Source organism: Streptomyces sp. NBC_01433, from assembly GCF_026340105.1.
Taxonomy (GTDB): domain Bacteria; phylum Actinomycetota; class Actinomycetes; order Streptomycetales; family Streptomycetaceae; genus Streptomyces.
This window is the reverse complement of record NZ_JAPEPM010000004.1, coordinates 427,586-450,292: the sequence shown is the minus strand read 5'-3', so window position 1 is coordinate 450,292 and position 22,707 is coordinate 427,586. Positions and strand designations below refer to the sequence as shown.

At 72.3% G+C, this 22,707-nt stretch carries 21 protein-coding genes; 1 reads left to right on the top strand and 20 read right to left on the bottom strand.

What is annotated here, in order from left to right:
* Positions 1 to 25: 25 nt before the first annotated feature.
* The 3 genes from OG413_RS41645 to mobF form a co-directional block, all read right to left on the bottom strand.
* Complete coding sequence (locus tag OG413_RS41645) at positions 26 to 607, bottom strand: hypothetical protein (protein ID WP_266814412.1); 582 nt, start codon at positions 605 to 607, stop codon at positions 26 to 28.
* Between the two features lie 522 nt (positions 608 to 1,129).
* Entirely contained in the window at positions 1,130 to 2,377 is a 1,248-nt protein-coding gene (locus OG413_RS41640; protein WP_266814414.1) for a DUF1173 family protein, read from the bottom strand.
* 110 nt (positions 2,378 to 2,487) lie between these two features.
* The gene (mobF, locus tag OG413_RS41635) at positions 2,488 to 7,179 is read right to left on the bottom strand and encodes a MobF family relaxase (protein ID WP_266814416.1); all 4,692 of its coding nucleotides are present in this window, start codon (positions 7,177 to 7,179) and stop codon (positions 2,488 to 2,490) included.
* Positions 7,180 to 7,668: 489 nt separating this feature from the next.
* Between mobF and OG413_RS41630 the strand changes: the two genes are divergently transcribed.
* A complete protein-coding gene (locus OG413_RS41630; protein WP_266814418.1) occupies positions 7,669 to 8,394 on the top strand; it encodes a hypothetical protein in 726 nt (241 codons plus the stop codon).
* Positions 8,395 to 8,461: 67 nt separating this feature from the next.
* Here the strand turns inward: OG413_RS41630 and OG413_RS41625 are convergent, their stop codons facing one another.
* The 17 genes from OG413_RS41625 to OG413_RS41545 all read right to left on the bottom strand — a co-directional run bounded on the left by OG413_RS41625 (position 8,462) and on the right by OG413_RS41545 (position 22,540).
* A complete protein-coding gene (locus OG413_RS41625) occupies positions 8,462 to 8,884 on the bottom strand; it encodes a hypothetical protein (protein ID WP_266814420.1) in 423 nt (140 codons plus the stop codon).
* Positions 8,885 to 9,086: 202 nt separating this feature from the next.
* On the bottom strand, positions 9,087 to 9,617 hold the full coding sequence (locus tag OG413_RS41620) for a hypothetical protein (RefSeq protein ID WP_266814422.1): 531 nt from the start codon (positions 9,615 to 9,617) through the stop codon (positions 9,087 to 9,089).
* Between the two features lie 198 nt (positions 9,618 to 9,815).
* Positions 9,816 to 10,568, bottom strand: coding sequence for a hypothetical protein (locus OG413_RS41615; RefSeq protein WP_266814424.1), 753 nt, complete (start codon positions 10,566 to 10,568; stop codon positions 9,816 to 9,818).
* Between the two features lie 187 nt (positions 10,569 to 10,755).
* Positions 10,756 to 11,223 carry a hypothetical protein gene (locus tag OG413_RS41610; RefSeq protein WP_266814426.1) on the bottom strand — a complete coding sequence of 156 codons (468 nt, stop codon included), beginning with the start codon at positions 11,221 to 11,223 and terminating at the stop codon, positions 10,756 to 10,758.
* 170 nt (positions 11,224 to 11,393) lie between these two features.
* Entirely contained in the window at positions 11,394 to 11,714 is a 321-nt protein-coding gene (locus OG413_RS41605) for a hypothetical protein (protein ID WP_266814428.1), read from the bottom strand.
* Positions 11,715 to 12,058: 344 nt separating this feature from the next.
* Positions 12,059 to 12,808, bottom strand: coding sequence for a VWA domain-containing protein (locus tag OG413_RS41600; protein WP_266814430.1), 750 nt, complete (start codon positions 12,806 to 12,808; stop codon positions 12,059 to 12,061).
* Between the two features lie 336 nt (positions 12,809 to 13,144).
* Complete coding sequence (locus OG413_RS41595; RefSeq protein WP_266814432.1) at positions 13,145 to 13,570, bottom strand: hypothetical protein; 426 nt, start codon at positions 13,568 to 13,570, stop codon at positions 13,145 to 13,147.
* A 260-nt stretch (positions 13,571 to 13,830) separates the two neighbouring features.
* On the bottom strand, positions 13,831 to 14,469 hold the full coding sequence (locus tag OG413_RS41590; protein ID WP_266814434.1) for a hypothetical protein: 639 nt from the start codon (positions 14,467 to 14,469) through the stop codon (positions 13,831 to 13,833).
* 271 nt (positions 14,470 to 14,740) lie between these two features.
* On the bottom strand, positions 14,741 to 15,424 hold the full coding sequence (locus OG413_RS41585; RefSeq protein ID WP_266814435.1) for a hypothetical protein: 684 nt from the start codon (positions 15,422 to 15,424) through the stop codon (positions 14,741 to 14,743).
* Positions 15,425 to 15,592: 168 nt separating this feature from the next.
* On the bottom strand, positions 15,593 to 16,504 hold the full coding sequence (locus tag OG413_RS41580; RefSeq protein ID WP_266814436.1) for a hypothetical protein: 912 nt from the start codon (positions 16,502 to 16,504) through the stop codon (positions 15,593 to 15,595).
* A 350-nt stretch (positions 16,505 to 16,854) separates the two neighbouring features.
* A complete protein-coding gene (locus OG413_RS41575) occupies positions 16,855 to 17,643 on the bottom strand; it encodes a hypothetical protein (protein ID WP_266814438.1) in 789 nt (262 codons plus the stop codon).
* A 452-nt stretch (positions 17,644 to 18,095) separates the two neighbouring features.
* Entirely contained in the window at positions 18,096 to 18,524 is a 429-nt protein-coding gene (locus OG413_RS41570) for a hypothetical protein (RefSeq protein ID WP_266814440.1), read from the bottom strand.
* 212 nt (positions 18,525 to 18,736) lie between these two features.
* Positions 18,737 to 19,342 carry a uridine kinase gene (locus tag OG413_RS41565; RefSeq protein WP_266814442.1) on the bottom strand — a complete coding sequence of 202 codons (606 nt, stop codon included), beginning with the start codon at positions 19,340 to 19,342 and terminating at the stop codon, positions 18,737 to 18,739.
* 366 nt (positions 19,343 to 19,708) lie between these two features.
* Positions 19,709 to 19,975, bottom strand: a complete 267-nt coding sequence (locus tag OG413_RS41560) for a hypothetical protein (protein ID WP_266814444.1) — start codon at positions 19,973 to 19,975, stop codon at positions 19,709 to 19,711.
* Between the two features lie 367 nt (positions 19,976 to 20,342).
* Positions 20,343 to 20,996, bottom strand: a complete 654-nt coding sequence (locus OG413_RS41555) for a hypothetical protein (RefSeq protein WP_266814957.1) — start codon at positions 20,994 to 20,996, stop codon at positions 20,343 to 20,345.
* 266 nt (positions 20,997 to 21,262) lie between these two features.
* Positions 21,263 to 21,850: a hypothetical protein gene (locus tag OG413_RS41550; RefSeq protein ID WP_266814955.1), complete on the bottom strand. Its 588-nt coding sequence runs from the start codon at positions 21,848 to 21,850 to the stop codon at positions 21,263 to 21,265.
* 327 nt (positions 21,851 to 22,177) lie between these two features.
* A complete protein-coding gene (locus OG413_RS41545) occupies positions 22,178 to 22,540 on the bottom strand; it encodes a hypothetical protein (RefSeq protein WP_266814953.1) in 363 nt (120 codons plus the stop codon).
* Between the last annotated feature and the right edge of the window lie 167 nt (positions 22,541 to 22,707).

The window sequence follows — 22,707 nt, the reverse complement described above, 5'->3', positions numbered from 1 at the left end:
GGGAGCGGCTCCAGCGCGGTCAGCGTCACTGCCCAGAGCGCCGGCGGCGGGGCCGTTGCGGTGCGCGACGGGAGCTCCGTACGGGGGCCGGGGCGCCCTCGGCGGGCGCTGCGGAGAAGCCGCCCGCGATGCTGGGCCGGGCGGGGGACGGCACCTGTCCGGTGGGCGTTCTGGGTGTCGTGGGCGGCTTGGTTGCGTGGTTCGGCCGCGCGGCGCGGGCCAGGACGGTGGCGTTCGGGATGAGCGGCGCGCACATCTCGCAGACCTCTTCGAGGCTCCACACCCGGCTCACGATCGGGTCGTGTCGCAGGATCATCACCACCGTGCCTGCGCAGGACGTCCTCGCGCCGGGATGGGCGCCGCATCGCTGGGCGCCGCAGTGGCAGTAGGCGTGGGGATTGACGGTGGCGACCTTCGCATGCGCGGCGGCGTGCGCTGCGGCGAACCTTCGCAGTGCGGTGAGGTCCGCGGAGCGGGGCGGCATCCGGCACGCTGCGGTGCTGCAGGTGACCGAGGCGACGCGGCCGCTGTGGCCGATGATCCGGACCGTCCAGGCCCGTCCGGGGATGCGCTCGGTGGATGATTCGCTGCTGTAGGCGGTCGTCACGGCCGTCCGTTTCTGGTTGATCGGTGAGGTTGCTCCACTATGTGCTACCCGCTGGGGCGTTGGGCAGCAGATTTCGGCCTGGGGCTGTGCGGGGTCCCAGGCGCTGAGTCGGGCACCTTCACCGGTGTCCCATCAGACGGCCGCCTCGGTCCGGGGACCAGGTGCAGCCCCGCGGGTACCCGGGCGAATGGCGGACTGTGGGCGCACCCTGTGATGCAGTGTCTCACTGGCAACGAACCCGGAGATGGCCTGGTTGGATGCCGTCCGGCTGCTGATGCAGGGTGGCCAGGTGACGCGGCAGGGGTACTCGGCACGACGAGCAGGCTCTGCGAGCAGGGCTCCACGCTGGCCGAGGTCACCGCGCATGTCGTGCGGTCGGCGATGTCCCAGTGGGAGGACGACGACTCCTCTTCACCCGTGCTGGATGAGCGTGCGTCAGTTGCTGGTCCGTCTCGACGCGCCGTTGGTGGACAGGCTGACGTCTTGAGTGGGCCTCCGCGCCCACCGGTGCTGTGCCCTCCGTCAGGCGTTCGGTCGGGAGCCGTGCTGGCCGGAACGCGTGAGTGCGGGGAGCGGCTGGGCGACGTCCCACTCGATGAGCTGCCCGCCTTGACGCTGGTAGAACTCCCGCTTCTCTGTCTTGCGCCGGTCGTAGGCTTCCCGGCCGTGGATGCCGTAGACCTCGACGTATGCCGCGGGTGTCATGTCAGTGAGGACGAAGTCGGGCAGGACAGCGTCGGCGGTGTCGTAGCGCAGGGGCTTGATGAAGGCGCGGCGGCAGGCGGCGAGGGCGTCGGCCATGACCACCTCGTAGGAGGAATCGGCGGGAATGTAGGCGGCGGTGGTGAGCATCGCGGCCAGGTCGACGGCGATGAGGTGTCCCTTGGGGCTCCGCTCTACGACGAACAGGGCGACCCGTGTGGCGCCGTGCCCGGCGGCTGTCTTGCCGAAGGCATGTCGGTAGGAGCGGATGGCCCTCGCGTGCAGAGCCGAGCGGGCGTAGAGCGGGGTGCGCTGGTGGGCGAGGCGGTAGGCGACGCCGTGTGGGGTGGGTGCCACCTCTTTGATCTGTCCGAGGATCAGGGCGCGCCGTTCGGTCGTGCCGTGACGCCCCAGGCGTGCGCGGAAGGCGTCCAGGGCTGCGGTGTTGGCGTCGGCCGCCGCGTGGGTGAAGGGCGGTACGACGTAGAGCGCCTCGTCCATGCCGTGGCCGTTGATGGTGGTCTCACGCAGTTGTTGGCGCAGCCGGGCGTGGCACGTGCGCCAGGTGAGGCGCCCTGTCTGTGGGTGCGAGACGTTGAGTCGGGCCTGTTCCCAGAGCCAGTGCAGCAGTCCGAGCAGGCCGACGGAGCGCCGCGAACCGGCGTCGTCGCCGGTCTCCTCCGGCGCGGCGTCGTGGGTTGCAGGCTGGGCCAGGGTGCTGGTGAGGGGTGTAGCCAGGCGGATGGACACGCCGTGGTCGGTCTCCCGGATGGCTTGTGTGCTGTAGCGGTCGCGGCCGGACAGGCCGGGCCCGAGTTTATGGAAGGGGCAGGTGGGGTCGTGTTGTTCGCCTTCGCCAGGCCAGCCCGCGACGTGGTAGCGGCCCGCCCGGGTACAGCGGATCACCAGGCGCAGGGCGGGACGGCGGCACAGGCACCGGGCGTGGCCGACCTCGGCCCGGGCACGGGCGAACAGCGGAGCTGCCTGGGTGGAGTGTTCGCGCAGCCAGGCCAGTTGTACGGTGCGGCCCGCCAGTTGGATACATCCGGGGCCGTTTGTGGGTGTCATGTTCATCTGCCTTCAGCCGAGGGGGAGCCCGCGCCATGGGCTGAACTTCAGGTGCGGGGGTGTCGGTGCAGTGCGTGTCCGGGCGGCGTTGAGGCCGCGCGGTGTGGTGTTCAGCGGGTCGGGGGCCGGTGGCCGGGGCCATGTGTGTCGGGCGGGGGCTGCTGGCGCAGCGGCGAGTTCGGCGGCAGGAGGGCCGCGCGGTCGGCGGCGGTGCGGGCCCGCATCTGCTCCAGGCGGCGCTCGACGCGGGCATGGGTGTACAGGTCGATCGCGTCGGTGAGGTGGTCCCATTCCTCGCCGTCGAGGCCCGCGGGGCGCGGGCCCAGGACGTCGGGGCCTGCGCGGTGGTGGCGGCGCCGGTAGTCGCCGATGCCGGTGAGGAGCTTGGTGTAGGCGCGCTGCTCGTCCTCGTCGTCGTCGCCGGGGGCTGTGATTTCCTCCATCCAGGATTCGGGCAGGGGCTCGCCGGCGAGGACGGCGGCCAGGGCACGCCGCGCGAGGCGTGCATCGAGCGCTCCGTAGGAGAGGGGGGCGACGCCGAAGGGGTCGCGCAGGGCCGGGTGGTCGGGCAGGGGCCCGGTGGGCGGCGGCGTGTCGAGGTGGCTGAGGGTTGCTTCGATCATGACCGAGGCGGGGGCGTCGGGTGGCGGGAGGTGCACTGGGCGGCGGCGTCCGGACAGGGCGCGCACCCGGGCGTCCAGGTCGTCCCAGGCCGCGGCGTCCTGCGAGTCGGCGGGGCGCGGGCCCAGTCCGGGGGTGCCGGTGATGGCGTGGCGGGTGCGCCACAGTTCCACCAGTGCGGCGGTTGTGGCCCACGCGTGGCGCCTGCGGGGGGCGCTGGCGGGTGGCGGCGGGCCAAGAAGGCGGGCCCAGGCGGGCGGGGATCCGGCCAGGGTGTGGCCGCGGTCGGCCAGGGAGCGGGCCAGGATGCGGTGGCGCTCGGCGAGGTGTGTGACCCAGTGCTCGGGGGTGTCGGCGTGGACCAGGGCATGGGAGTCGGCGACCCAGTCGGGTATTTCACCACGGTAGTTGGGGCGGTGTGGGGCGTGGTCGGGCAGGCGTTCGCGCCACCGCAGCTCGGCGTAGATCTTGTCGGAGACGGCGTCGGCGCGGGCCAGCGCGGCACGCGCGGAGCGCTGGCGATCGGCCGTGGCGGTACGCCGGGTCGACAGGGTCCGCCGGATCGCGGCCAGTGAGGTGGCGCCGGGGGCGGCGCTGCTGGTGGCCCGCTCGCGCTGGAAGTCCTCGCGGGCGGCGTCGCGCCAGTTCAGGGCGCGGCGCAGCTGGGACTCGCGGGTGAGGGTGGCGATGACGTGCCGGGCCGTGTCGGAGAGCGGGGTCCTGATTCTCTGGGCGCGGCGGATCTGGGTGCGTACAAGGGCCAGTTGGGCGGCGAGTTCGCGGCGGGACAGTTCTCCCATGGGGCGCTGGTCCCAGGGGGGGTGGGTGTGGCCGGCGCGGGTGGTGACGTCGGTGGGCAGGTGGGTGAAGGCGGCGTCGGCGGCCTTGAGCGCCTCGCGGGCGGTGGCGCGGTGGGAGGCGGCGAGCCGGGTCAGGGTATGCAGTTGGGTCAGCGTGAGCCCGGCCAGGGGACGGGGTCGGTCCTCCTGCTGGGCTTCGGCGGCGTCCTTCAGGCGCTCGCGCAGCCGCCAGGTGAGCACTGCGGAGGGGTCGTCCGCATCGGCGAAGCCGCGCCTGGGCACGGTGGCGGACAGCAGACGGGGCAGGTCGAATCCGGCCCGTTCGGCGTCGTGGAGCGCGCGGATCAGGGCCGGGTAGGCGTCGGCGGCCATGAACCAGGCCGCCCGGTCGGTGCCGAGGGTATGTGCGAGAAGGCCGGTCAGCCGGGCGGTGGTGGCGCGCTCGGCGACGTCGGCGAATTCGGCGGACAACTGCCCGGGTGCGGCGACTTCTTGCTGCAACGCGGCGATCGACTCGGTCGCCGACAGCTGGGCGCGGCGTCTGGCTGCTATCGAGGCGAGGACGTCGTCCAGGCGGTCGCCGTCCTCGATCGCGACGTAGAGGCGGTTGGTGCGCGCCCCGCGGGTCAGCTGGACGTAGACGCCTTCGCGGTTGGAGCGGGCGGAGGCCAGCGCGTGCGAGGTGTCGACCGTCATGCCCTGGGAGCGGTGGATGGTGGAGGCGTAGCCGAGCTCGCACTGGGCGGCCATGTAGTTCGCGGGCAGGCGGATGCGGCCGCCGTGCTGGGTGTGGCGGACCACCACGTCCCCGCTGGGCAGGATCTGCTGGATGGCCCAGGTGTCGCCGTTCTTCACGAAGTCGCGCCCGCCGCGCACGGTCATGCGCCGCCGGTTGAGGCGGGTGACGATGACGTCGCCGAGGTGCGCGTGCTGCCCGGCCCGCAGGGCGGCGGACCGGGTGGTGTCGACGGTCCCGGCCTCGATGTGCCAGGCCTGGGCGCGCAGGTTGAGCTCGGTCACGGTCGCCGTGTCGGCGGCCGTCATCAGCGAGGTGAGCCCCTTGCCCAGGTCCTTGGCCCAGGCGGCGAAGACCATGTCGCACATCGCTTCGTAGTTTCCTGCGACGATCCGGCCCTTGTCCCGGTACCAGTCGAAGGCGGCCCGGTGGTCTTCACCGTCGCGAAGGACAAGGGAGGCGTCGGCCTCCCCGGCCACCCGGAAGCGGTGCAGCTGGTCGAGTTCGACGGCGGCGCCCGCCCGGGAGATGAGCCGCAGGGCTCCCCCGGCCTCGACGGCGGCGAGCTGGTGCGGGTCGCCGAGCAGGCGCACTACCGCGCCGGCGGCAGCCGCATCCGCGAGGATCCGATCGAGCAGGAGGGTGCCGGCCATGCCCGCCTCGTCGACCAGGACGACGTCGCCAGGTCGTAGCTGGAAGTCCTTGCCGACCGTCTTTCCGTCGGTCGCCCGGCCGCGCTGGTGCAGCCAGGAGTGCAGGGTGTGGGCGCGCGCATCGAGGTCGCCGCCGAGGACTTTCGCCGCGCGGGAGGACGGGGCGAGCGGGATCAGCCGGCCGCCGGCCGCGTCCACGGCCTTCGCCACCAGACGCATCGCCGTCGTCTTTCCGGCCCCCGCCGGTCCAAGGCCGGCCAGCAGCAGCTTCTCCGACAGGACGAAGGAGGAGGCCAGCGCGCGCTGTCCGGCGTCCATCGGGCCGCGGTTCAAGGCGGCGATACGGGCGAAGGTGCCGCGCCCGACCGGCGGGATCACGCTTCGGCGCGCGGCGGCCAGGAGCCGGTTCTCGGCCGCCAGAAGGGAGTGGGTGGTGTAGGTCTGCGACCCGATCGGCCGGTAGAGGGATGTGCCGTCTGCGCGCTGCAGCTCCGGGTGCGGCGGGTTGATCTCGGGCGGGGTGATGTCCAGACAGTCGACGTGGGCGAGTACCCGGTCGGTGATCTGCTCGGCTGCCTGAGGTTCAGCGGTGGCCCCGGCCAGGGTCCGCATCAAGTAGCGGCGCGCCTCGGCCAGGACGTGGCGGCGTCGGAAGGTCGTACGGCGCTCGCAGACCGCTGCCAGGACTTCCTCGGCCGCGGCGGCGAGGTCGAATGCGGCTGGGGCGGGCCGGGCTTGGGCGGCGGCCTGCGCGGTAGCCAGCAGATTGTCCACGGTGGCGCGGTCGGTGGCCGCGATCGCCCGGCGCCGCCAGTCGCCGAGCAGCTCGTTCAGGGAGCGGGCCTGACGCTTGGGCGGGCGGGTCTTCACGGTCGCCTGCCACTGCAGCCGGGTACGTGCGGGCCGCCCCGGCTGGCGGCCGTGGCGGCGCCGGTAGTCGTCGAACAGGGTGTCCGCCATGGTGCGCACTGCGTGGGAGCGCTGCGCGAACGCGGCGCGCAGACGCCGGTCGATGCCGACGATTTGCATCACCGGCCGCTGGCCGGGGGTGACCTCGACCTCTTCGGCGGCCAGGCCCAGGCGGGAGCAGACGAGCTCGAGGGAGCGCTGGTTGAACAGCTCGCTGGCGACCACGACATCGCGCAGCAGGAGGCGGGAGTCCAGGTTGCGCCATCGGCCGTCCGGCCCTTTCACACGCGGGGATATGACCGCGTGCTCGTGCACCATCGGATCGCCCGCACGGGATTCGTAGTGGAGGTAGACGGTCGCGAGCAGGCCGGGCTCGGCCCGCTGCTGGGCCACGCCGCCCGGGCCGGTACGGACCGCGAGCGCATGGTTCTCCAGCCAGGACATGGCCTCGGAGCGTGCTTGGGCCAGGACCTCAAGGACGATCCGCCGCACCTCGGGGCCGCCGAGCGCGAACAGCAGCGACAGCTCCTCGGAGGAGAAGGTGAGGTCGTAGCCGGTCAGTGCACGGCGTTGCGGGCCGGTTCGCGCGGCCAGGTACCGGCCGAGCTCGGCGCCGTCGGACGGGGCCCGGTGGTACTCGGCCTCGAAGGCACGCGCCGCACACTGCATCCGCAGGTTCTTCGTCTCAGACTTCGTCAGCGGGCGGCACAGCTGCTCACTGACACGCGCGAGGGCCTCCTCGATCTCCTTGTCGAGCGGGGAGAGTTCAGCAAGGCGCGGTACGGCCGGCCCGAGCTTGGCCGCCTTCATGGCCCGCTTGAGGGAGGCTCCTTCGCTCAGTTCGCGGGCCGCGATCACCTCGGCGTCGGGGTGCATGCCGAGTCCGAACAGGGCCCGCATCTGCGTGTCGCTCACGATGCCGGACAGCCCCAGAGCGCGGGCGGCCTGCCCGTGCCACACGCCGGGCGGCACCCCGGGCACGCTGGAGGACACCGTCAGCTCGGTGCCCTGAGCACCGTCGCCGAGGGCGATGTTGCGCCGGTAATAGCGCTCCCGCCCCGCGGTGAACGCGTTCGCTGTCATCCCCACGACGCCAGAAGATCACCGCGTTACAGGTCGGTGCGGGCCATGACCGGTGCGGAGCTCCGAACCTCCCAGGGCTCGAAAAACAACCTTCGAACGCGTCCCGCCCCAAGGGAAATCGGCCCTTGAGCACGGTGGCGCGTCAAAAGTGCCAGAGGTGTACTGCGACCGACCTGCCACCGGCCGGCGGCCACACACCCTCACCGTCATCGGCCCTCACCACCGGCCCGGCACCCGTGGCACCCACACACCACCGGCACCCACCGGCACCCCGGTTCAGGCAGCCCCCTCACCAGGACCGCCCCCGGCCGGAGCCCTCTCCCCCGCCGGGTTCGGACGTCGTCCCGTGAGCAGGACCGGGCGCAGCGACGGGTGTGCTACGGCCTGGGACGTGAACGGCTCCAGCGGGTTGGCAGGTGTGCGGGCGGCTGAGACTGGCGTGACGCGGCCCGCCACGGGGGTGGGCCGGTCGGCCGGGAGGTGGCTGCGGTGGCGTCAAGCCGGACCAAGGGCAAGGGGAAGAACAGCGAGCTGCTGGCACGCCGGAAGGCGGCGTTGGAGCGTGCTGCGGAGCGGATGGCCGAGCGGCGGCGGGTGGCGGAGGAAGCGGAGGCCGAGCGGCTGCGCCAGGAGGCGGCGTTCGATGACCTGGTGGCGGACTTCGAGTTGGCAGTGGAGGACGAGGCTGTGGCGGCCTCCGAGGTGGAGGAGGAGGTGGCTCGGGTGCGTGAGCGCGGCCAGGTGCGGATCGACGCGGCGAAGGTGGCGGCGGCGCGGGTCGTGCTGGCGATGGGCAAGGCCGGGGAGACGGTGGCCGGGTGCGGGCACCGGCTGGGTGTGGGGGCAGAGCGGATCAAGGAGCTGCGGCGGCTGGGGCGTGAGGACTCGGCCGGGGAGGGCTCGGAGACGGCACTGGGGAAGGTGAAGGCGGACGCCTCGGAGAGGGCGAGGGTGCCGGAGAAGGCGAAGGCGGGCGGGCCGGGCGGGGAGCAGCAGCTTGATGGTGTGCGGGCGCCGGGGCAGGCGGGCGCGGTGTCGCGCGGCGAGGGTGCGGCTGCGGCCGCCGCTCCTGCGGTGACTGCTCCGGCTGCTCCTGCGGTTCCTCCGGTCGCTCCTGCCCAGGATGTTCTTCCGACCACTCCGCCGGCCGGGCCCTCGGGGGCGCCGGGAGGTGTGGGCGGGGCACGGCCGGGGTGGCCGGAGTCGTCGCGGTGAGGCGGGGTGCGGGTATGGAGCGGCCCCGGCTACCGCGGGGGCGGTGGCCGGGGCCGGGGGTCGGGGTTCAGCTGGGCTGGTTCGACCAGGGGGCGGCTGGCCGCTGGGGCGCGGCCGGCTGGGGGGCCGCCGGGGTCTGCTGCTGGGTGGGATAGGCGGTGGGCGCGGCGGGCTGCTGCTGTTGCCAGGTGCCGGGCGCGGGGGCCTGCTGTTGGGGGACGTGGCCGGTGAAGCGGCCGGGGTCGATGTCCTTGAGGTAGACGATGACGGTGGCCTGGTCGGCGACGAAGATGCGTTCGTGGATGCCGGGCGGGGTGAGGACCCACACGATGGTGTCGCGGCGCTGGGAGCGGCGGATGAGCGGCGGGGGGAGGGTGACCTCCTCGGTGTTGTCGGTGTCCGGGTTGGTCTCGGGGACCGTGATGTGGTCGACGGCGCTGAAGAGTCCGGCGTATTGGGCGAGTTCGTTGATGGTGGTCTCGTGCTTCACGGCGCTCCCCCCTTCTGGTTGTGGCCTGGCCTGCTGGTTCGTTCGGACGCTAGGCGGCCTGGGGGGCGTGTGGGGCGCGGGTGGGGTATGGGTGCCGGGAGGCGGGATACGGGTTGGGGTGGCGGGTGCCTCAGGCGGGAAACACGGGGGCGGCCCCGCGCCGGACGGGTGTCCGGCGCGGGGCCGCAGGGTGGTGCGGGGGTTACTTGGTGGTCATGGTGAGCTGCATGCCCTCGTCGTCGTAGGCGATGTGGAGCAGGAAGTGGGTGGCGTTGTCGGCGGTGGCGGTGCGCAGCATGTCGATCAGGGCCGGGCCGTCGCCGGGGGTGGTGGTGAGGTCGAGGGTTTCGTGGAGGTCGTCGCCGCCGAGGACGGTGGAGGGGTCGGAGCCCGGTCCCCAGGTGTCGGCGAAGGCGATGTGGCGCCAGTGGCCTTTCTCATCGCGGGCGTTGGGGGTGTTGTCGATGCCGTTGCTCATGAGGAAGGTGCCGTCGCCCTTGATCCACCACAGGCGGGGGTGTGCGTCGGTGTCGCCGGGGCCGAGGGCGTGCTTGGGTGCTGCGATGGCGTGCTCGGCGGCGGAGAGGACCTGGTCGAGGGGGAAGGTGAGGGTGCAGTCCTGTTTGGCGGTGGGCCGGTAGGCGTCGCCGAGGACTTCGCGGAGCAGGGCGTCGAAGTACTCGGGGGTGCCGGGCTGCGGGTCTGCTTCGGTGGTCGGGGTGTGCTGGTTCATGTCGGGGTCCCTGTCGGTCGAGCTGGATGGAGGTGTGCGGGGCCGCCTGTGGCGTGGTGCTGGGGCGGGCGCGGCAGGGGTGACGGTGGGATGCCGGGGGGTTAGCCGGGCAAGGCACGGCACTGTGGGGTGGGGTATGCGGGCGGCCCCGGGCCGGGGACAGGTGTCCGGCACGGGGCCGCTTCTGGGGCGGGCGGGTTACTTGTGGGGGGCGCGGTTGAGGCAGGCGTCGATGCTGGGAGCGGTGCAGCGGGGCGGGCAGGGGGACGGCGCCAGGTTGGTGAGGAGGTCGCGGACGTCGTTGGTGCCCTTGGCCGTCTTCGTGGTGAGGGGGTCCGACGGGTAGGTGAGCGTGGCGCGCAGCACCTTGCCGGAGCGGGCCCCGATGATGACGTGGCCGTTCACGCCGTGCGGGCCGCGGGCGGCCAGGCGGAGCAGATGGACGGCCTTGCCTGTCTTCCAGGTCAGGCGTAGCTCCTTGGATGCGGCCAGGTCGACGATCCGTTGCGTGTATGTGGTGAGCCCGTGCGGGGCGATGGGAACGTCGGCGCGGAGGGTGTGCAGGTCTGTGGCGTCGTCGCCCAGGGTGATCGTCAGGGTGTTGTGGCCGTCGCGATGGGCGCGGATCAGATCGGAGTGCAGGCACTGCCTGGTGTTCGGGTCGTGCAGCGGGAATGCGTCGATCACGCGGTCGTCGGCGCCGAGAATGCCGGATGCGTCGTCACCGCCGGGCCCGTACCCCTGGGCGAACACATCGCGGGGTGCGCCTGGGTGGGTGGAGTTCCCGGTCAGGTACGTGCCGCTCCTGTCGCGTAGCCACCACAGGGCGGCGTGGACGTCTTCCTCGTTCTGGCACTGGTCGTAGGTGGCGCGCAGCGTGTGGCGTGGGGCGAGCATCGAATGGGTGGCGACGTCGAGGACCTCGTTGAGGGCAAACCTCAGGGTGAGCATGTGGTGTTGGCCTATCCGTTCGGGTGCTGCGGGATTCGTGGGCGGCGGAGCGGGGGCGGGAGCGCCGGGCGGACACGAGGGGCGGGTCACGGCGAGTTGGGCGTCTCGGCGTGAGGTGTCGCCGCCGTGTGCGCGGGGTGGCCCCGCCCGGCGGCGGGGTGCAGGACGGGGCCGTGGCGCGGGAGGGTCAGCGGCGGCGAGGAGCGGCGCGGGTTCCGGCGAGGTTGACCAGGGCGGTGGGCTCCGGGACGGCGGAGAAGCCGGTCGGGTCGACGCTGAGGTGGACGATCCAGTGGTCGGGGCCGGTGACCTTGATGACGTCGCCGGTGGAGACGGACCGGATGTCGTTGGGCCAGGTCTGGCCGTTGTCGTCGGGCCCCTGGTGATTGCCGACGGTGTAGGCGGCGTCGGCGGCGCCCTCGTGGGTGCGGATGCGGTCGCTGGCGTGGAAGACCAGGCGCAGGGGGCTGCCGTCTCGGCGGGTGGCCTCGGCGAGCGGGTGGCCCAGCTGGTAGCCGTCGAAGTTGTGGGGCGCGGTGTTCATGTAGACGGTGGCGGTGTACGCGGCCGGGGCGGGGGCGGTGTCGACGGGGGCGGCATCGACGGTGTCGATGCGGGCGGTGACGGTGAGAGGGCGAGTCACGGCGGTCGTCATGGGGGTGGTACTCCCATCGGGGTGGGGCTGGTTGATGGGGTGACGGTGCGGTGGCGGCCGGTTAGCCGGGCAAGCCGTGGCGGACCGACGGACGGACGGCGAGGGGGTATGGGTGCGGCCCCGTACCCGGGCTGTGGGGTCCGGGTACGGGGCCGTTGTGGGAGAGGGAGTCAGTCGTAGCAGGGGCCCGCGAGGGTGGGGCCGTAGCTGTCGCCGGGCTGGCCGGCTGCCTGGGGACCGCCTCCGGAGTGGCCAAGGACGATCCACTCGCGCACGGGGTAGTAGCCGGTGCAGTCCGGGAGGCACGGTTCTTCCTCGTGGCCGAGGAAGTTGCCGCCGCACGCGCAGGATTCGGACCACTCGGTGACGACCCGGCGAGGGGTGGGCGGCTTGAGCTCGGCGAGGTTGCGCTCGATGTGCTGCCGTATCGCGGGGTACGGGGTCTCGGCGGCGCGGCGCAGCATGCGCTGCCGCTTCTGGGTGTAGGTCACGGCCACGGGCTCTTTGTGGGCGGGGGCTTGAGGCGGCCCGAGGGGGCGGGAGGGGGGCACCGCTCCCCCGGGCCGGTGTGCTGACCATGGCCGGGTGTGGGGCAAGGGCCGCAACCAGGCGGCTGTTCGGGCACGGTCGGCCGCCGGGCCGGCGGTGCGGCGGTGGCCCCGTCCCCCGGCCAGCCGAACGGGCGGCGGGCGGCGGGCGGCCGGGGTACGGGAACGGGAACGGCCCCGCACCCGGGGACGTGGGCCGGGTGCGGGGCCGTTGCGGGAGAGGCATGGGGATGGCCCCGCCTCCGCAGGAGTACGCGGTGACGGGGCCGGGGGTGGAGAGTGAGGTGTCAGGTGAGGATTCCGGCAGCGGTCGCTGCGGCGAGCCATCCCGCGTACTCGTGGGTGAGGCCGTCGTAGAGCTGATCGTCGGTGACGGTGTGCGGGTTCGCGGCGTGGAAGAACGATGCGTTGTCGACCTTGCGTCCGCGGCGGAGGCCGTCGAGCTTCTCCAGGAACTCGACCCGCCCGCCGAAGCCGACGAACGCCCAGAAGATCGGGAGCTTGGAGGCGTCCTTCAGAGCGCGCTCGGTGGCTCGCCTGTCGTTGGGTGCGCCGTCGGTCTGGAAGATGACGAACGCGGGTCCGGCCTGTCCGCTGGCGCGGTAGTCGCTGATGACGGCATTCATCGCGGCGACGTAGTCGGTTGTCCCCCACGGGGTCCTGCTGTGAGTGCGGTCAACGATTCCCGCGTAGTTGTGGAGGTCTGTAGTGATGGGGGTGTGGGCCTGGGAGGCGAAGTAGATGAGGGGGACGTTGCCGTCGTCGTCGAGGTTCGCGGACAGTCCGAGAGCCTGCTCGGCGAGGCGCTGCACACTGCCGTCGGCGTAGAAGTTGCTCATGCTTCCGGAGTGGTCGAGGACCAGGTACACGGCGGCGCGCTGCCCGGTCAGTCCAGCCTTTTCCAGGGACACGGCGGCGGCCTTGGTGAGGTTGACGAGGCTGCCGGGGATCTTGTCGAGGCTGATTGCCGGGCCCCGGCCAGTGGGGGCCGGAAGCTGGGTGGTGGGTGCGGTGGTGTTCTTGCCGAACAGGTTCATGAATTCTCTCCGTACGTTGTTGGGCGGTGCGTCCCGCAGATGCGGGGCGCAGGGTGAAGATTCGGGCTGGGGGCTGCCGGGCCGTTGCGGGTGGTGACTGGCGGCGGGCTGATGTCAGCTTGAGGGCGCAGCGGGCTAGCGGCGCAAGGTCGTTGGCTGGAGGTCCGGTGGACGGGAGCAGGTGAACAGTTGTCAGCGCACCCGTCCCGCCAGGGGGCAGCGCCGGGGGGCAGGTGGCGGGGAGACCGACCGGTGAAGTGGGGGGCGACGAGAGGGGCGGCCTGGTCGGCGCGGGCGCGGAGGAAGCGGCGGGTGACTGGGCGGCGGGGGTAGTTACTACGGGATGGCGTCCCAGTCGATGCGGGGCGCGCCGCCCGCGAGTTGGGCGAGCGCGGCGAGCACTGTGCTTGCCCTGGTGCAGGAGGCGAAGAGCCGTCCGGCGTCATTGCCGGTCAGGTCCAGTTCCCGCTGGGCGACGATCCAGACGGGCAGGGGCTGGCTGCCGGGTGTGTGGGCGAGGGTCCGGGTGGCGCGGCTGCCGTGGGAGTCGGCGGGATCGTCGGCGACTTCGAGAGTGTGGCCGGTGAAGTGGGCGGCGTATCCGGCGGCGTCCAGGGTCGTCCTGCACGGGGAGTCGGCTTCGTGGGGCGGGGTGTTGGGGTGTAGGAGGGTGGTCCCGCGAAGCCAGGCAGTGGGGTCGTAGTGGTGGGGGTGGGTGAGGATCGCGGTCCGGATACGGGCTGCGAGCTCGGGGTTCGGCATGCTCGGGTTCCCTCTCATTTGGGCGGGGTGCGCTGAGGTACGTTGCCGCGCGGGGGCCTAGTCGCGTACCGCCGGGACCGTGCTGCGGACGGGCCAGGCCGCCGACTGCCGCGGTCGGAGCTGCGGCGGGCGGCGGTCTGGCGCCCCCGTGGGCTCGGGGCTGGAGTACCGGCGTGCTGAACGTCGACGGCGGGGGCGGGTCGGCAGTCCTGGCCGGAGTGGTTCGGCCGTGAGGGGCGGGGTCGGGGTGGGGCCGGTGTCTAGGTGGGGATGGCGGCGGCCTGGGTGCGGTCGAACGCGGCGGCGTTGAGGGCGTAGGCGTGCCAGTTGTGTTCGCCTGCGCGGCGGGAGCCGCGGGCCATGGCGAGGTGCTCACGGTGGCGGCGGATCCAGAAGGCGCGGGTCTTCATCTCCTGGGCGATGCGGGCGGCGGAGCGCTCGTCTTCCGCCCGGCGCTCGTCGATCACGTTCTGCACGTGTTGGAGGGAGGTGGTGTAGCTGGCCTGCCGGGTGCGCTCGGTGGCGGCGAGCAGTGCCGGGGCGTGGCCGAACATTGCCTGGTTGAACGCTGAGTCGGTGAGGTGGCGGCCGGCGTAGCTGTAGTACCGCTGGATGGTCAGGGGGTGTGAGGCCGCGACGTGGTCGGTGATGACCTCCAGCACGGCCGTCCCGTGCCGCAGGGCGGTGTCCAGGGTCTGGATGATCGGTGCGAGCTGGGTTTCGGCGTCACCGGCGAGGACCATGCCGTCCCCGGCGTAGAGGATCTCGGTGCTGTGGACCGTCTCGATGCCGTTCCAGACATGCTGGATGCTGATGAACTTGTTGCCGGGGGCGTCGTAGGCGATGGCCGTGTGGAGGTGGGTGCGTCCGGCGGTGGTCTTGGTAAGCGTGATGGCCATTGGCTTCCTCGGGTGGCGTGTGACCTGCGCGGGGGCTGGGCTTCGTGCCGGGCCGTGGGCGTCCTTGGTCGGGGGTGGGCGGCCGGTCGGAAGAGGGGGCGGGAGGGTGGTCACCGCTCCCCCGGGGCCGGTGGGCTGACTGTGGCCGGGCGTACGCCAATACCTGCAACTCCTGATGGCGCGGGCTCGGCGTCGGGGAGTCGGCGCATCAGGAAGCGACGGGCGCGAGCGGGGCGCGGCGAGGGTGCCGCGCCCCGGCGGGTGGGAGGGGTTACGCGGTGAGAACGGCGGCGCGGGCGGCGCACTTCTCGGCGGCCAGGCGGCGGGCGGTGGGGAGGTCCGGGGCGAGCGGCGAGCGGACGACGTAGCGGTCGTTGCGATGGGTGTTGACGTTGCGCTCCCAGTCGCGGACCTGCGTCCAGGCGTGGCCGCGCGGGTTCCGGCAGGGGTAGCGCTGCTGGTAATACGGGTCGGTCGCCCGGGGCGAGCACGCCTCGCACGGCCACCCCAGGGCCGATGCGTTCGAGCCGCTGAGCGTGCCGTCCGCGTTGAGGACACAGGCGAGGTAGACGCGCCCGATCTGCACGTCTGCGCCGTCGGGGAGCTGCGCTGCGAGGAGCTGCGCGGCCTCCAGTTCGGCGAGCGCTTCGCGGAATGCGCGGTGCGCGTCGTCCAGGCCGGGTTCCCACTGGCCCGGGTCGTCCATGACGGTGCGCGCCTCCACGTACCGCTCCCATGCGTCGGCGGGGTCGGGCAGGTAGGCCAGGTGTCCGGTCCGGGTCACGGCCCACACGGTCGCACCGTCCAGGTCGATGTCCCGGGCGGTGATCCAGCTGCCGCACGGGCAGCGGAACGTGTGGTCCGCAGCGGCGGTGAAGGGGTGGGTGCCGCACTCGGCGCAGATGATGACGGTCACGCACTCGGGGAGCGCGGGGGCAGGGGTGCTCGTGGGCATGGGCGTCTCCAGACGGGGTGAGCAAGACGGGAAGCGGACCGGGCCGGGGGGCGGGTTGGTGGTCACCGCTCCCCCAGGGGCCGATGCGCTGACCATGACCGGGAGCGCCCTTACAGCCGCAACCCGCACGGGCCGGGCCGGCGGGCTGGCCGAGGGCGGGCGGCGCGTTCAGCCCGCCTGGGGGGTGTAGGTGTGCGGGGCCAGGAGGGTAAGCACTTCTGCGATGGGCTCGATCATGTCCGAGGGCAGGAACGCCTTCTTGAGGGCGGCGAGGGCGTCGTGCGGGGCCATGTCCTGGATCTCGTATATGAGGTCGGAGTCGTCGGGGTCGTCGGATGCCACTTCCCGCGCATCCCGCAGGATCGCGTCGAACAGGGTGTGCGCGGCGTCGGCGGCGGTCTCGCCGGGGGCCGGGGGCGGGGTGCTGTTGGTGAGGGCGGTGATGTGCGGGGCGACGCGGGCGGCGGCCTGGTCGGCACGTGCGTGGAGTTCGGCGTCGCAGAGGCGGCGTACCAGGAGGTGGGTGCCCTGGTCGGTGACCTCGTAGCGGGGGTGGTTGTGGCGCAGGACGGTCTGCATGAGGCTGTGGTCGCGGTCGCGCTGGTAGTCGTCGGGGCCCAGGGCGGTGAGTTCGACGACCGGGCCGAGCTCGGGGTGCTCGGTTTCGCGGGCGGTGTAGCCGTGGCGGGGGGTGTCGGTCGGGGTGGTGTGGCGCAGGCGGGTCAGGTCGAACGGCTTGAAGTAGCGGGCGATGGTGTTCGCGCGGGCGGGGCGGGCGGTGGTGGAGTGGCGGATCGGTGTGCGGCGTTCGGCGTTGCCTTCGGCGTTGGTGTGGGGGGCGGTGAGGGGGGCGATCGTGTACGTCATGTACGGGGCGAGGTGGGCGGCGGCCCAGGCGCGGGCGTCGTCGGGGGTGGTGAACGGGCCGTAGGGGTGGAGGGCGACCTGGCTACCGGTGCGGTCGGGTTCGGTGGCCACGATCATGAACGTGCTGGTGAAGGCGCCGCCGACGAACTGGGCGTCGACGGTGCCTATCGGGTTCTGGTCGAGGTCGAGGAGGGTCGTCAGGTGCAGGAACATGCCGGGCTGCCTTCCAGAGGTGGGGGCCGCGGGGCTCCGAGGGCGGGCTGTGCGGCGGGGTGGTGACACTGTCAGGGCGCAGCCGGCAACACCGGCAACCCTGACGGGATACCGGGCGGGCGCCCCGACCAGCGCGGCGGAGGGGCAGCGGAGGCGCGGGGCGGCGGGATGTGGGGGCGGACGTGACATGACCCGCCCCCCGTGTGAGGGGGCGGGTCATGTCGGCGGCGTGCTGCGTGTGTCAGCTGGCGGAGCGTCCGGCGATCAGGCGGCTTCCATCCCCGCGAGAGGACGGGAGCCGGGCAAGACGGGGCTCGCGACGGTGCGGATACAGGCCGGGGCCGGAGGGGTCAGCAGACCTTGAAGCCGCCACGAGCCTTGGCGCGCTCCAGGTAGGCGATCCACTCGATCCAGTAGCTGGTGCAGTCGTCCTCGTCACCGAGTTCGGCGGCGAGGAGGGTCTTCACCCGGTCTGCGCCGTGGGTCCGGTAGGCCGCGAGCGCCGCTTCGATCTCCTGCGGGGTGACGAGCCACCCGTCGTTCGATCCGAGCTTGTGCACGGCGATCCCGGACGCGGGTTCCAGATACCAGGTGAGGTGAGCATTGAGCTCCATGACGTAGGTGGCAGCCGCCGTCTTGATCGGGAGTACGTCAGCCACCTCGGGGTTCGTCTCCTCTTCGGCGGCGTCGACGTCTTCCCATGTCACGCCGTCCGGCAGATCAGGGAAGCGGGGCTTCTGGTATCCGGTGACGAGCATGCCCAGCTCGTCCATGACGGTCCGGTACGCGCCCATGCCGTGGATGTTGAGACGGAAGTACGAGGTGTGAGCCGTCTGCATCGCCTCGTACGCCTCGTCGACCTTCTGCTGAGCGGCCCGATATCCGGGGTGCGACACCGCCAGGTGTCGCATCACCTCGCCCGCCTCGATCATGATCTTGGTCAGGGCGGCGGGCTGGTCTTCCTGCTTCATCCGCGCCTTCGCAGCGTCCAGGCGCTGTCTGGCCGCCTGGTACTCGGCCAGACCATGCGGGAGTTCGTCACGCTCGCGCACCGCTTCGTCAAACGCCGCACGTGCCGTCTGGTAGGCGGCCTCTTCCTTGGCGGTCATCGGATCGTGGATGTACATGTCGTAGCCCATGACGGGTCTCCTCAAAGGACGTGGAATTGGCTGTGTGCGCGGACGCCTCGGTCAGCGAGGGCTCTTCGTACGCGCGGTGCGTGCAGCCGGGTCGGCTGGCTGATGGCGGCCCGGCGGGCGGGTTGGTGATCACCGCTCCCCGGGCCGGCCGGTGTGCTGACCATGGCCCGGGGCCGGGCAAGGGCGGCAACCCGCAACCCTGCGGGGCGGGCGCGGGCGGGCGCGGGCGGGCGTGGCGGGGGTTCGCTGTGCCCGCGTGGGGCGGGGCTGCCGGGCAGGCCGACCCCAACTGCCCCAGCCCGCCTCACGGTCGGCGCGGGCACGGGCGCGGTCGGCGCCCGCGCGGTGCGGCGGGGTCAGGGCGCCGGGGGGCGCGGGCGGGACCGGGCCAGGGTGTGCGGCAGGACAACGGCCCCCTGCCTCTCGCAGAGGCAGGGGGCCGGGTTGGGGGGTCAGGCGAGGCGGGTGACGGTGATGTCGCCCGCGCGCCGGGAGTCGTCGAAGAGAGCGGTGGCGAGCGCCTTGGGGATGTCCGCCTCGGTGGTGTGGCCGGGGACGATCCGGACGGTGCGGCGGAGGACCTGTCCGGCGTGCTGCTCGGCGAGGCCGGGGCCGGTGGCGCGGAAGTACACGGTGCGGCTGTAGGGCTTGCTGTCGTCGGGGGCAGGGAAGAGCGCGTACCGGGCGCGGCCTGCCCGGTCGGTCAGGCGCAGTGCCGTGTGGGAGGCGAGCGCGAAGTCGGCCCACGTGGAGCGCGCGGCGGGGACGGTGGCGATGACGAACGTGTTGCGGGCGGCGGTGGTGGTGACGTCGGTGAACCCGGCGGTGGTAAGGCTCTTGAGGGCGGTCGCGCGCAGGTCGTCGAGCGTGGTCACGGTCATGGGGAGGCTCCGGGGAACTGGGCGGGGGCGGTGGCCCGCAGGCGGGTGGGGTGGGTGCCGGTCGCTGTGGTGGCCGGGCGGGTTCACCATCGGGGCGCGGCCGGCAAGAACGGCAACCCGGATGTGATATCGAACAGGCGCCTCGACCGGCGCGGCGGAGGCGCGGGGCGGGTGCGCGTACGACGGGGTACCGGCCGGGCGCGGAGCGGCGGTCAGTTGGTGGGGGCGTGGGTCTGCTCAGAGTTGTTGCCGTGCCGGTCAGTGCGAGTGAGATGTGCACCGATCAGGTCGTCAACTGCGGCCAGCAGGTCCGCTGTCGGCTTCGTCCCGTCCAGTACGAGCCCGGCCCGGTGCCGGGAGGGGGCGACGTGTTCTGCGTGGCGCTCGCGGCCGCTGAGCAGGTAGTTGCGCAGGGAGATCAGCGGGTCCTGGTGCTGTACCTCGATCTTGCGCACCAGCTTGCGGGCCAGGCGGATGTCGTCGGGGGCGTCGACGTAGACCTGCCAGGTGGCATGGCTGACGATCTTGGGCAGGGCAAGAGCGAACAGGCCCTCCACCACGACCAGCCGGTGGTCGCCGCTGGTGGCGGCCGCATCGACCGCGGCGGCCGCGGCGGTCTCGTCGATGGACCCGGGGTGGTTCCAATCCAGGATGTCGGCACCCGTGGCGCTCACGGTGCGCATCCCGCGCTGCGGGTCGTTGGCGGGCACGTAGAAGTCGTCCAGGTGGATGAGTGCCACGGCCTCGGGGCGGCGGCGTGCCAACGCCCGCGCGAGACTCGACTTGCCCGAGGCGGTGCCGCCGGCGACGGCCAGCACGGGCCGTCGGTGCCCTGCGCTTGGGGCCCACGTGTTCCGCACGGGTGTCCCTTCTGCCGGGCCGGGGTGTCCGGCGGCCGGGCCGCCGTGCTCGGCGGTTGTGGTGGTGTCGGATGCGGTCATGGCTGCTGCCCTCCGAGGGGTGGGGTGCGTCCGGCGCGGAGATGTCCGGCCGCTGGCGGGCAGCGTGTTCGGCACGCGGCCTAGACCTGCAACCCGCACCCCCCCTGGGGGCTGTCACCGGTTAGGGCAAACCCCGACGTCCCTGACGAGGGTCCTTAGGCCGGAGGAAACGCACGTGCGGTCTGCCCCGGGGGTGTTCCGGGGCAGACCGCACGGTGGTTGCTGGTATGGGGGTGCCAGGGGTCAGGTCGCCGACTTCGAGACCGTGCGCTTGGCCGCCTTGCGGCGCATGCTCTCCCGGCGCAGTGCCGGGAAGACGAAGCCCATCAGGCCGCCGTAGAAGGCGACGACGTACCAGGGCTTTTCCTGCCAGATGGCCGCGACGTTCAGCGCAAGGACCACGACCGACGCGGTCATCAGCTGGGTCATACGGCTCCCCAGGTCCAGCGCCCAAGTCAACGCGGTGAATACGAGAGCAGCGAGCAGGACGGCATCAACAATGTGCGCCATGACAGGTAACTCCTTCGGCTGTACCCGGTGTTCGGGCTGGTCGGGCCGGTGTGGCCCGATCCGGTGGGCACACCATGAAGTCGCGGCCGGTAAGCCGCGCAACACCAGCCGGGTAGCAGCCGTCACCCCCGGAAACCCGCCGGACCAGAGCAGACCGGACACCGACAACACGCACGGCACGCAGCGGGGCGACGGGGCGGCGGGAACGGCACGGACGGCGGGAACCAGCTCAGGAAAGGACCGCGCGCGGCGTGGACTGGGCACGGCGCCGGGCAGGACGTGAGTGTCCGCTGGCGGGTGTGCGGGGAGGGGTGCGGCTGAGGCCCGTACTGCCGGGTGGCGGTACGGGCCTCGGGGGCGGGGCTGGTCAGGCGGTGTGGAGCGGGGAGATGCCGGTCGGTTCAACGGCGAAGCGGGTGACGGTGCCCTGGGGGGTGGTGACGGTCAGGGCGTCATCGATATGCAGTGTCCGGGTGTCGGCGGGCCAGCCCTGCCCCGCGTCGTCCTGGCCGTGGCTGGTGCTGAGGGTGAACGCGGCCCGAGCCGCTTCCTCCGCGCTGGCAGCGCTGCGGGTGGTGAACACCAGACGCAGCGGCTTGCCCTCGGTGGTGACTTCGATGCCCTGGTCGATGTTGTCGAACCCGAAAGACGAGCCGTTCAGGTAGGCGGTGACGGTGAAGGCGTCCCGCAGGGCGGCGGGCTGGAGGCGGGCAAGGAGCCAGCGGAGCCAGGTGAGCACCATGGTCACGGCTGTGATGAGCGCGCAGAAGGCGGTGAACGCCGGGGAGACGCTGCGAGTGGCGCTGAGGACGGTGGCCGCCAGCAGCAGCGGAATGTGCACCACACCGGTCAGCGCGAGGACCCTGCTCACCTCTGGGCGGTGGAGAGCCTCGTTGGCGGCCCGGCCGCGTGAGACAGCCGGAGGCAAGGGGCTGGAGCGGTGGTAGTACCAGGGCACCACAACCGTAGGAACGATGATCACAGCGGCGGCCAGGGCGAACAGGACGAGAATCAGGTCCATGCGAGAGTCCTTTCCCATCAGGATGAGACACCGGGCGGTGTCCCCACAGCCCGCAGCATGCGAGCTGACATACCAAGCCCCACAACCCCCACAGCGGCCGGGGGCCGACGTACGACGCGGCCCGGATCGGGGCAGGGCGGGCAGGGGGCGTGCGATGCGGGGCGGATCGGGGCGGGGGGCGTGCGATGCGGGGCAAGTGCGGAAGGCGGGCACGTTGAGGAGACGGGCCCGAAAATGGTGCCGCCGGGGGCGTTCTCGGGGCCGGGTTACCGAGCGTCGATGGCCGCGCGCCAACCGTTCAGGACCGCGGTCTTCTGGTCGACCGCAGTGAGCACGGTGGTGATGCGCGTCTCGGCGCCGGACAGGTCACCCGGACCGAAGCCGCTGGGATGGACCCACGAGGGGCTGCGGTCGATGTGCAGCATGGCCACGGTGGTGTCTGCCGCGACGGTGCGGCGAGAGTCGTCGAAGAACCGGCAGGAACCGGCGGCGTCGGCGATGTGGAACGTGTCGAACTGGAAGTTGAGGAGCAGCCGGTCGGCGTGGTCGTCTCCGTAGAGGGCGCGGCGGGCCCGGTCGGGGACGAACCCGGCACGCAAATGCTCGATGCCGGAGACGGCGCAGCTGGTGAACAGGTCGTCGTTGTCGAAGAGGCCGGACAGCGCGTTGCCCATGAACCCGCCGGTGAAGCGGAGGGCGCCCAGGGTGGCGCCGGTGTGCTCCCACCACAGCGGGGCAAGTTCGAGCACGTGGGTGAGCATGTCCTTCAGGTTGCACAAGGTCCCGGTCCGGCTCATGGCGTGGGTGCGCAGGTAGGTGTCCAACTCGGTGTGGCCGTAGGTGATGTAGCCCATGAGAGCTCTCTCCGCTCGGTGACGTGGGGTGCGGCGCAGGAGCGGCCCGGGGGGGCCGGTGCGCGGTGACGGCACGGTGGCCTGGCGCGGGCCAAGCACGGCAACCAGCACGGACGGGGCCCAGCAGCGGAGGCGTCAGAGACACCCGCGCGGGACTGCGGGCATGACGCAGCCCCCGAACACCGGCCGTGTAGGCGGATTTCGGGAGCAGGTTGCCGTCCGGGCGGGGGTTGCGAGCACGACAGAGCAAAGGCCCACCCCGGGAACGGGATGGGCCCTGCAAAGAGACGGGACGGACAAGGGGGTGGATCACCGAGTTGCGGGGGGTCAGTCGTCAGCCTGTTGTGAGCGGGCGCCGACGACGAATCCGTCTCGCCACATCGCGGCCATGAGCCTGATGATTTCCTCGTGGTGTTCAAGCGGGAGGATCTTACGGAGCGTTCCGTGACCCTCGAACATCATTTTGGCGCGGACACCGGCCGCACCTAGGAGGGAGAAGCTGTCGTATCCGGCGAGTTTCCCGTCCGGACCGGGTTCGTTGCCATTGGACTGATCGTGGTCGCGGAGTAGGGCGATGAGGCGGAAGCTATCAGGGGGCGGTTGGGGCATTGACTCATCCTGTCGCATCGGGCGGGGCGTGGGTTCGGGGTTCAGCAGGCGGGCGCAGCGCGTCGCAAAGGTAACGCTCATGCTCGGCCCGGTGAGGTGTCGGCCGAGGACCGAGCCGGGTGGCGCGCACGCTGCCGTGCGGCCCGTGGGCGGGCTAGCGCAGGAGTCGGGCCCGCACGGCGTCGGGACCGCGGGTGAAGCCCAGCAGCGTGCGCCGGGTTCTTGCACTGGGCTGCGGTCTCCCGCAG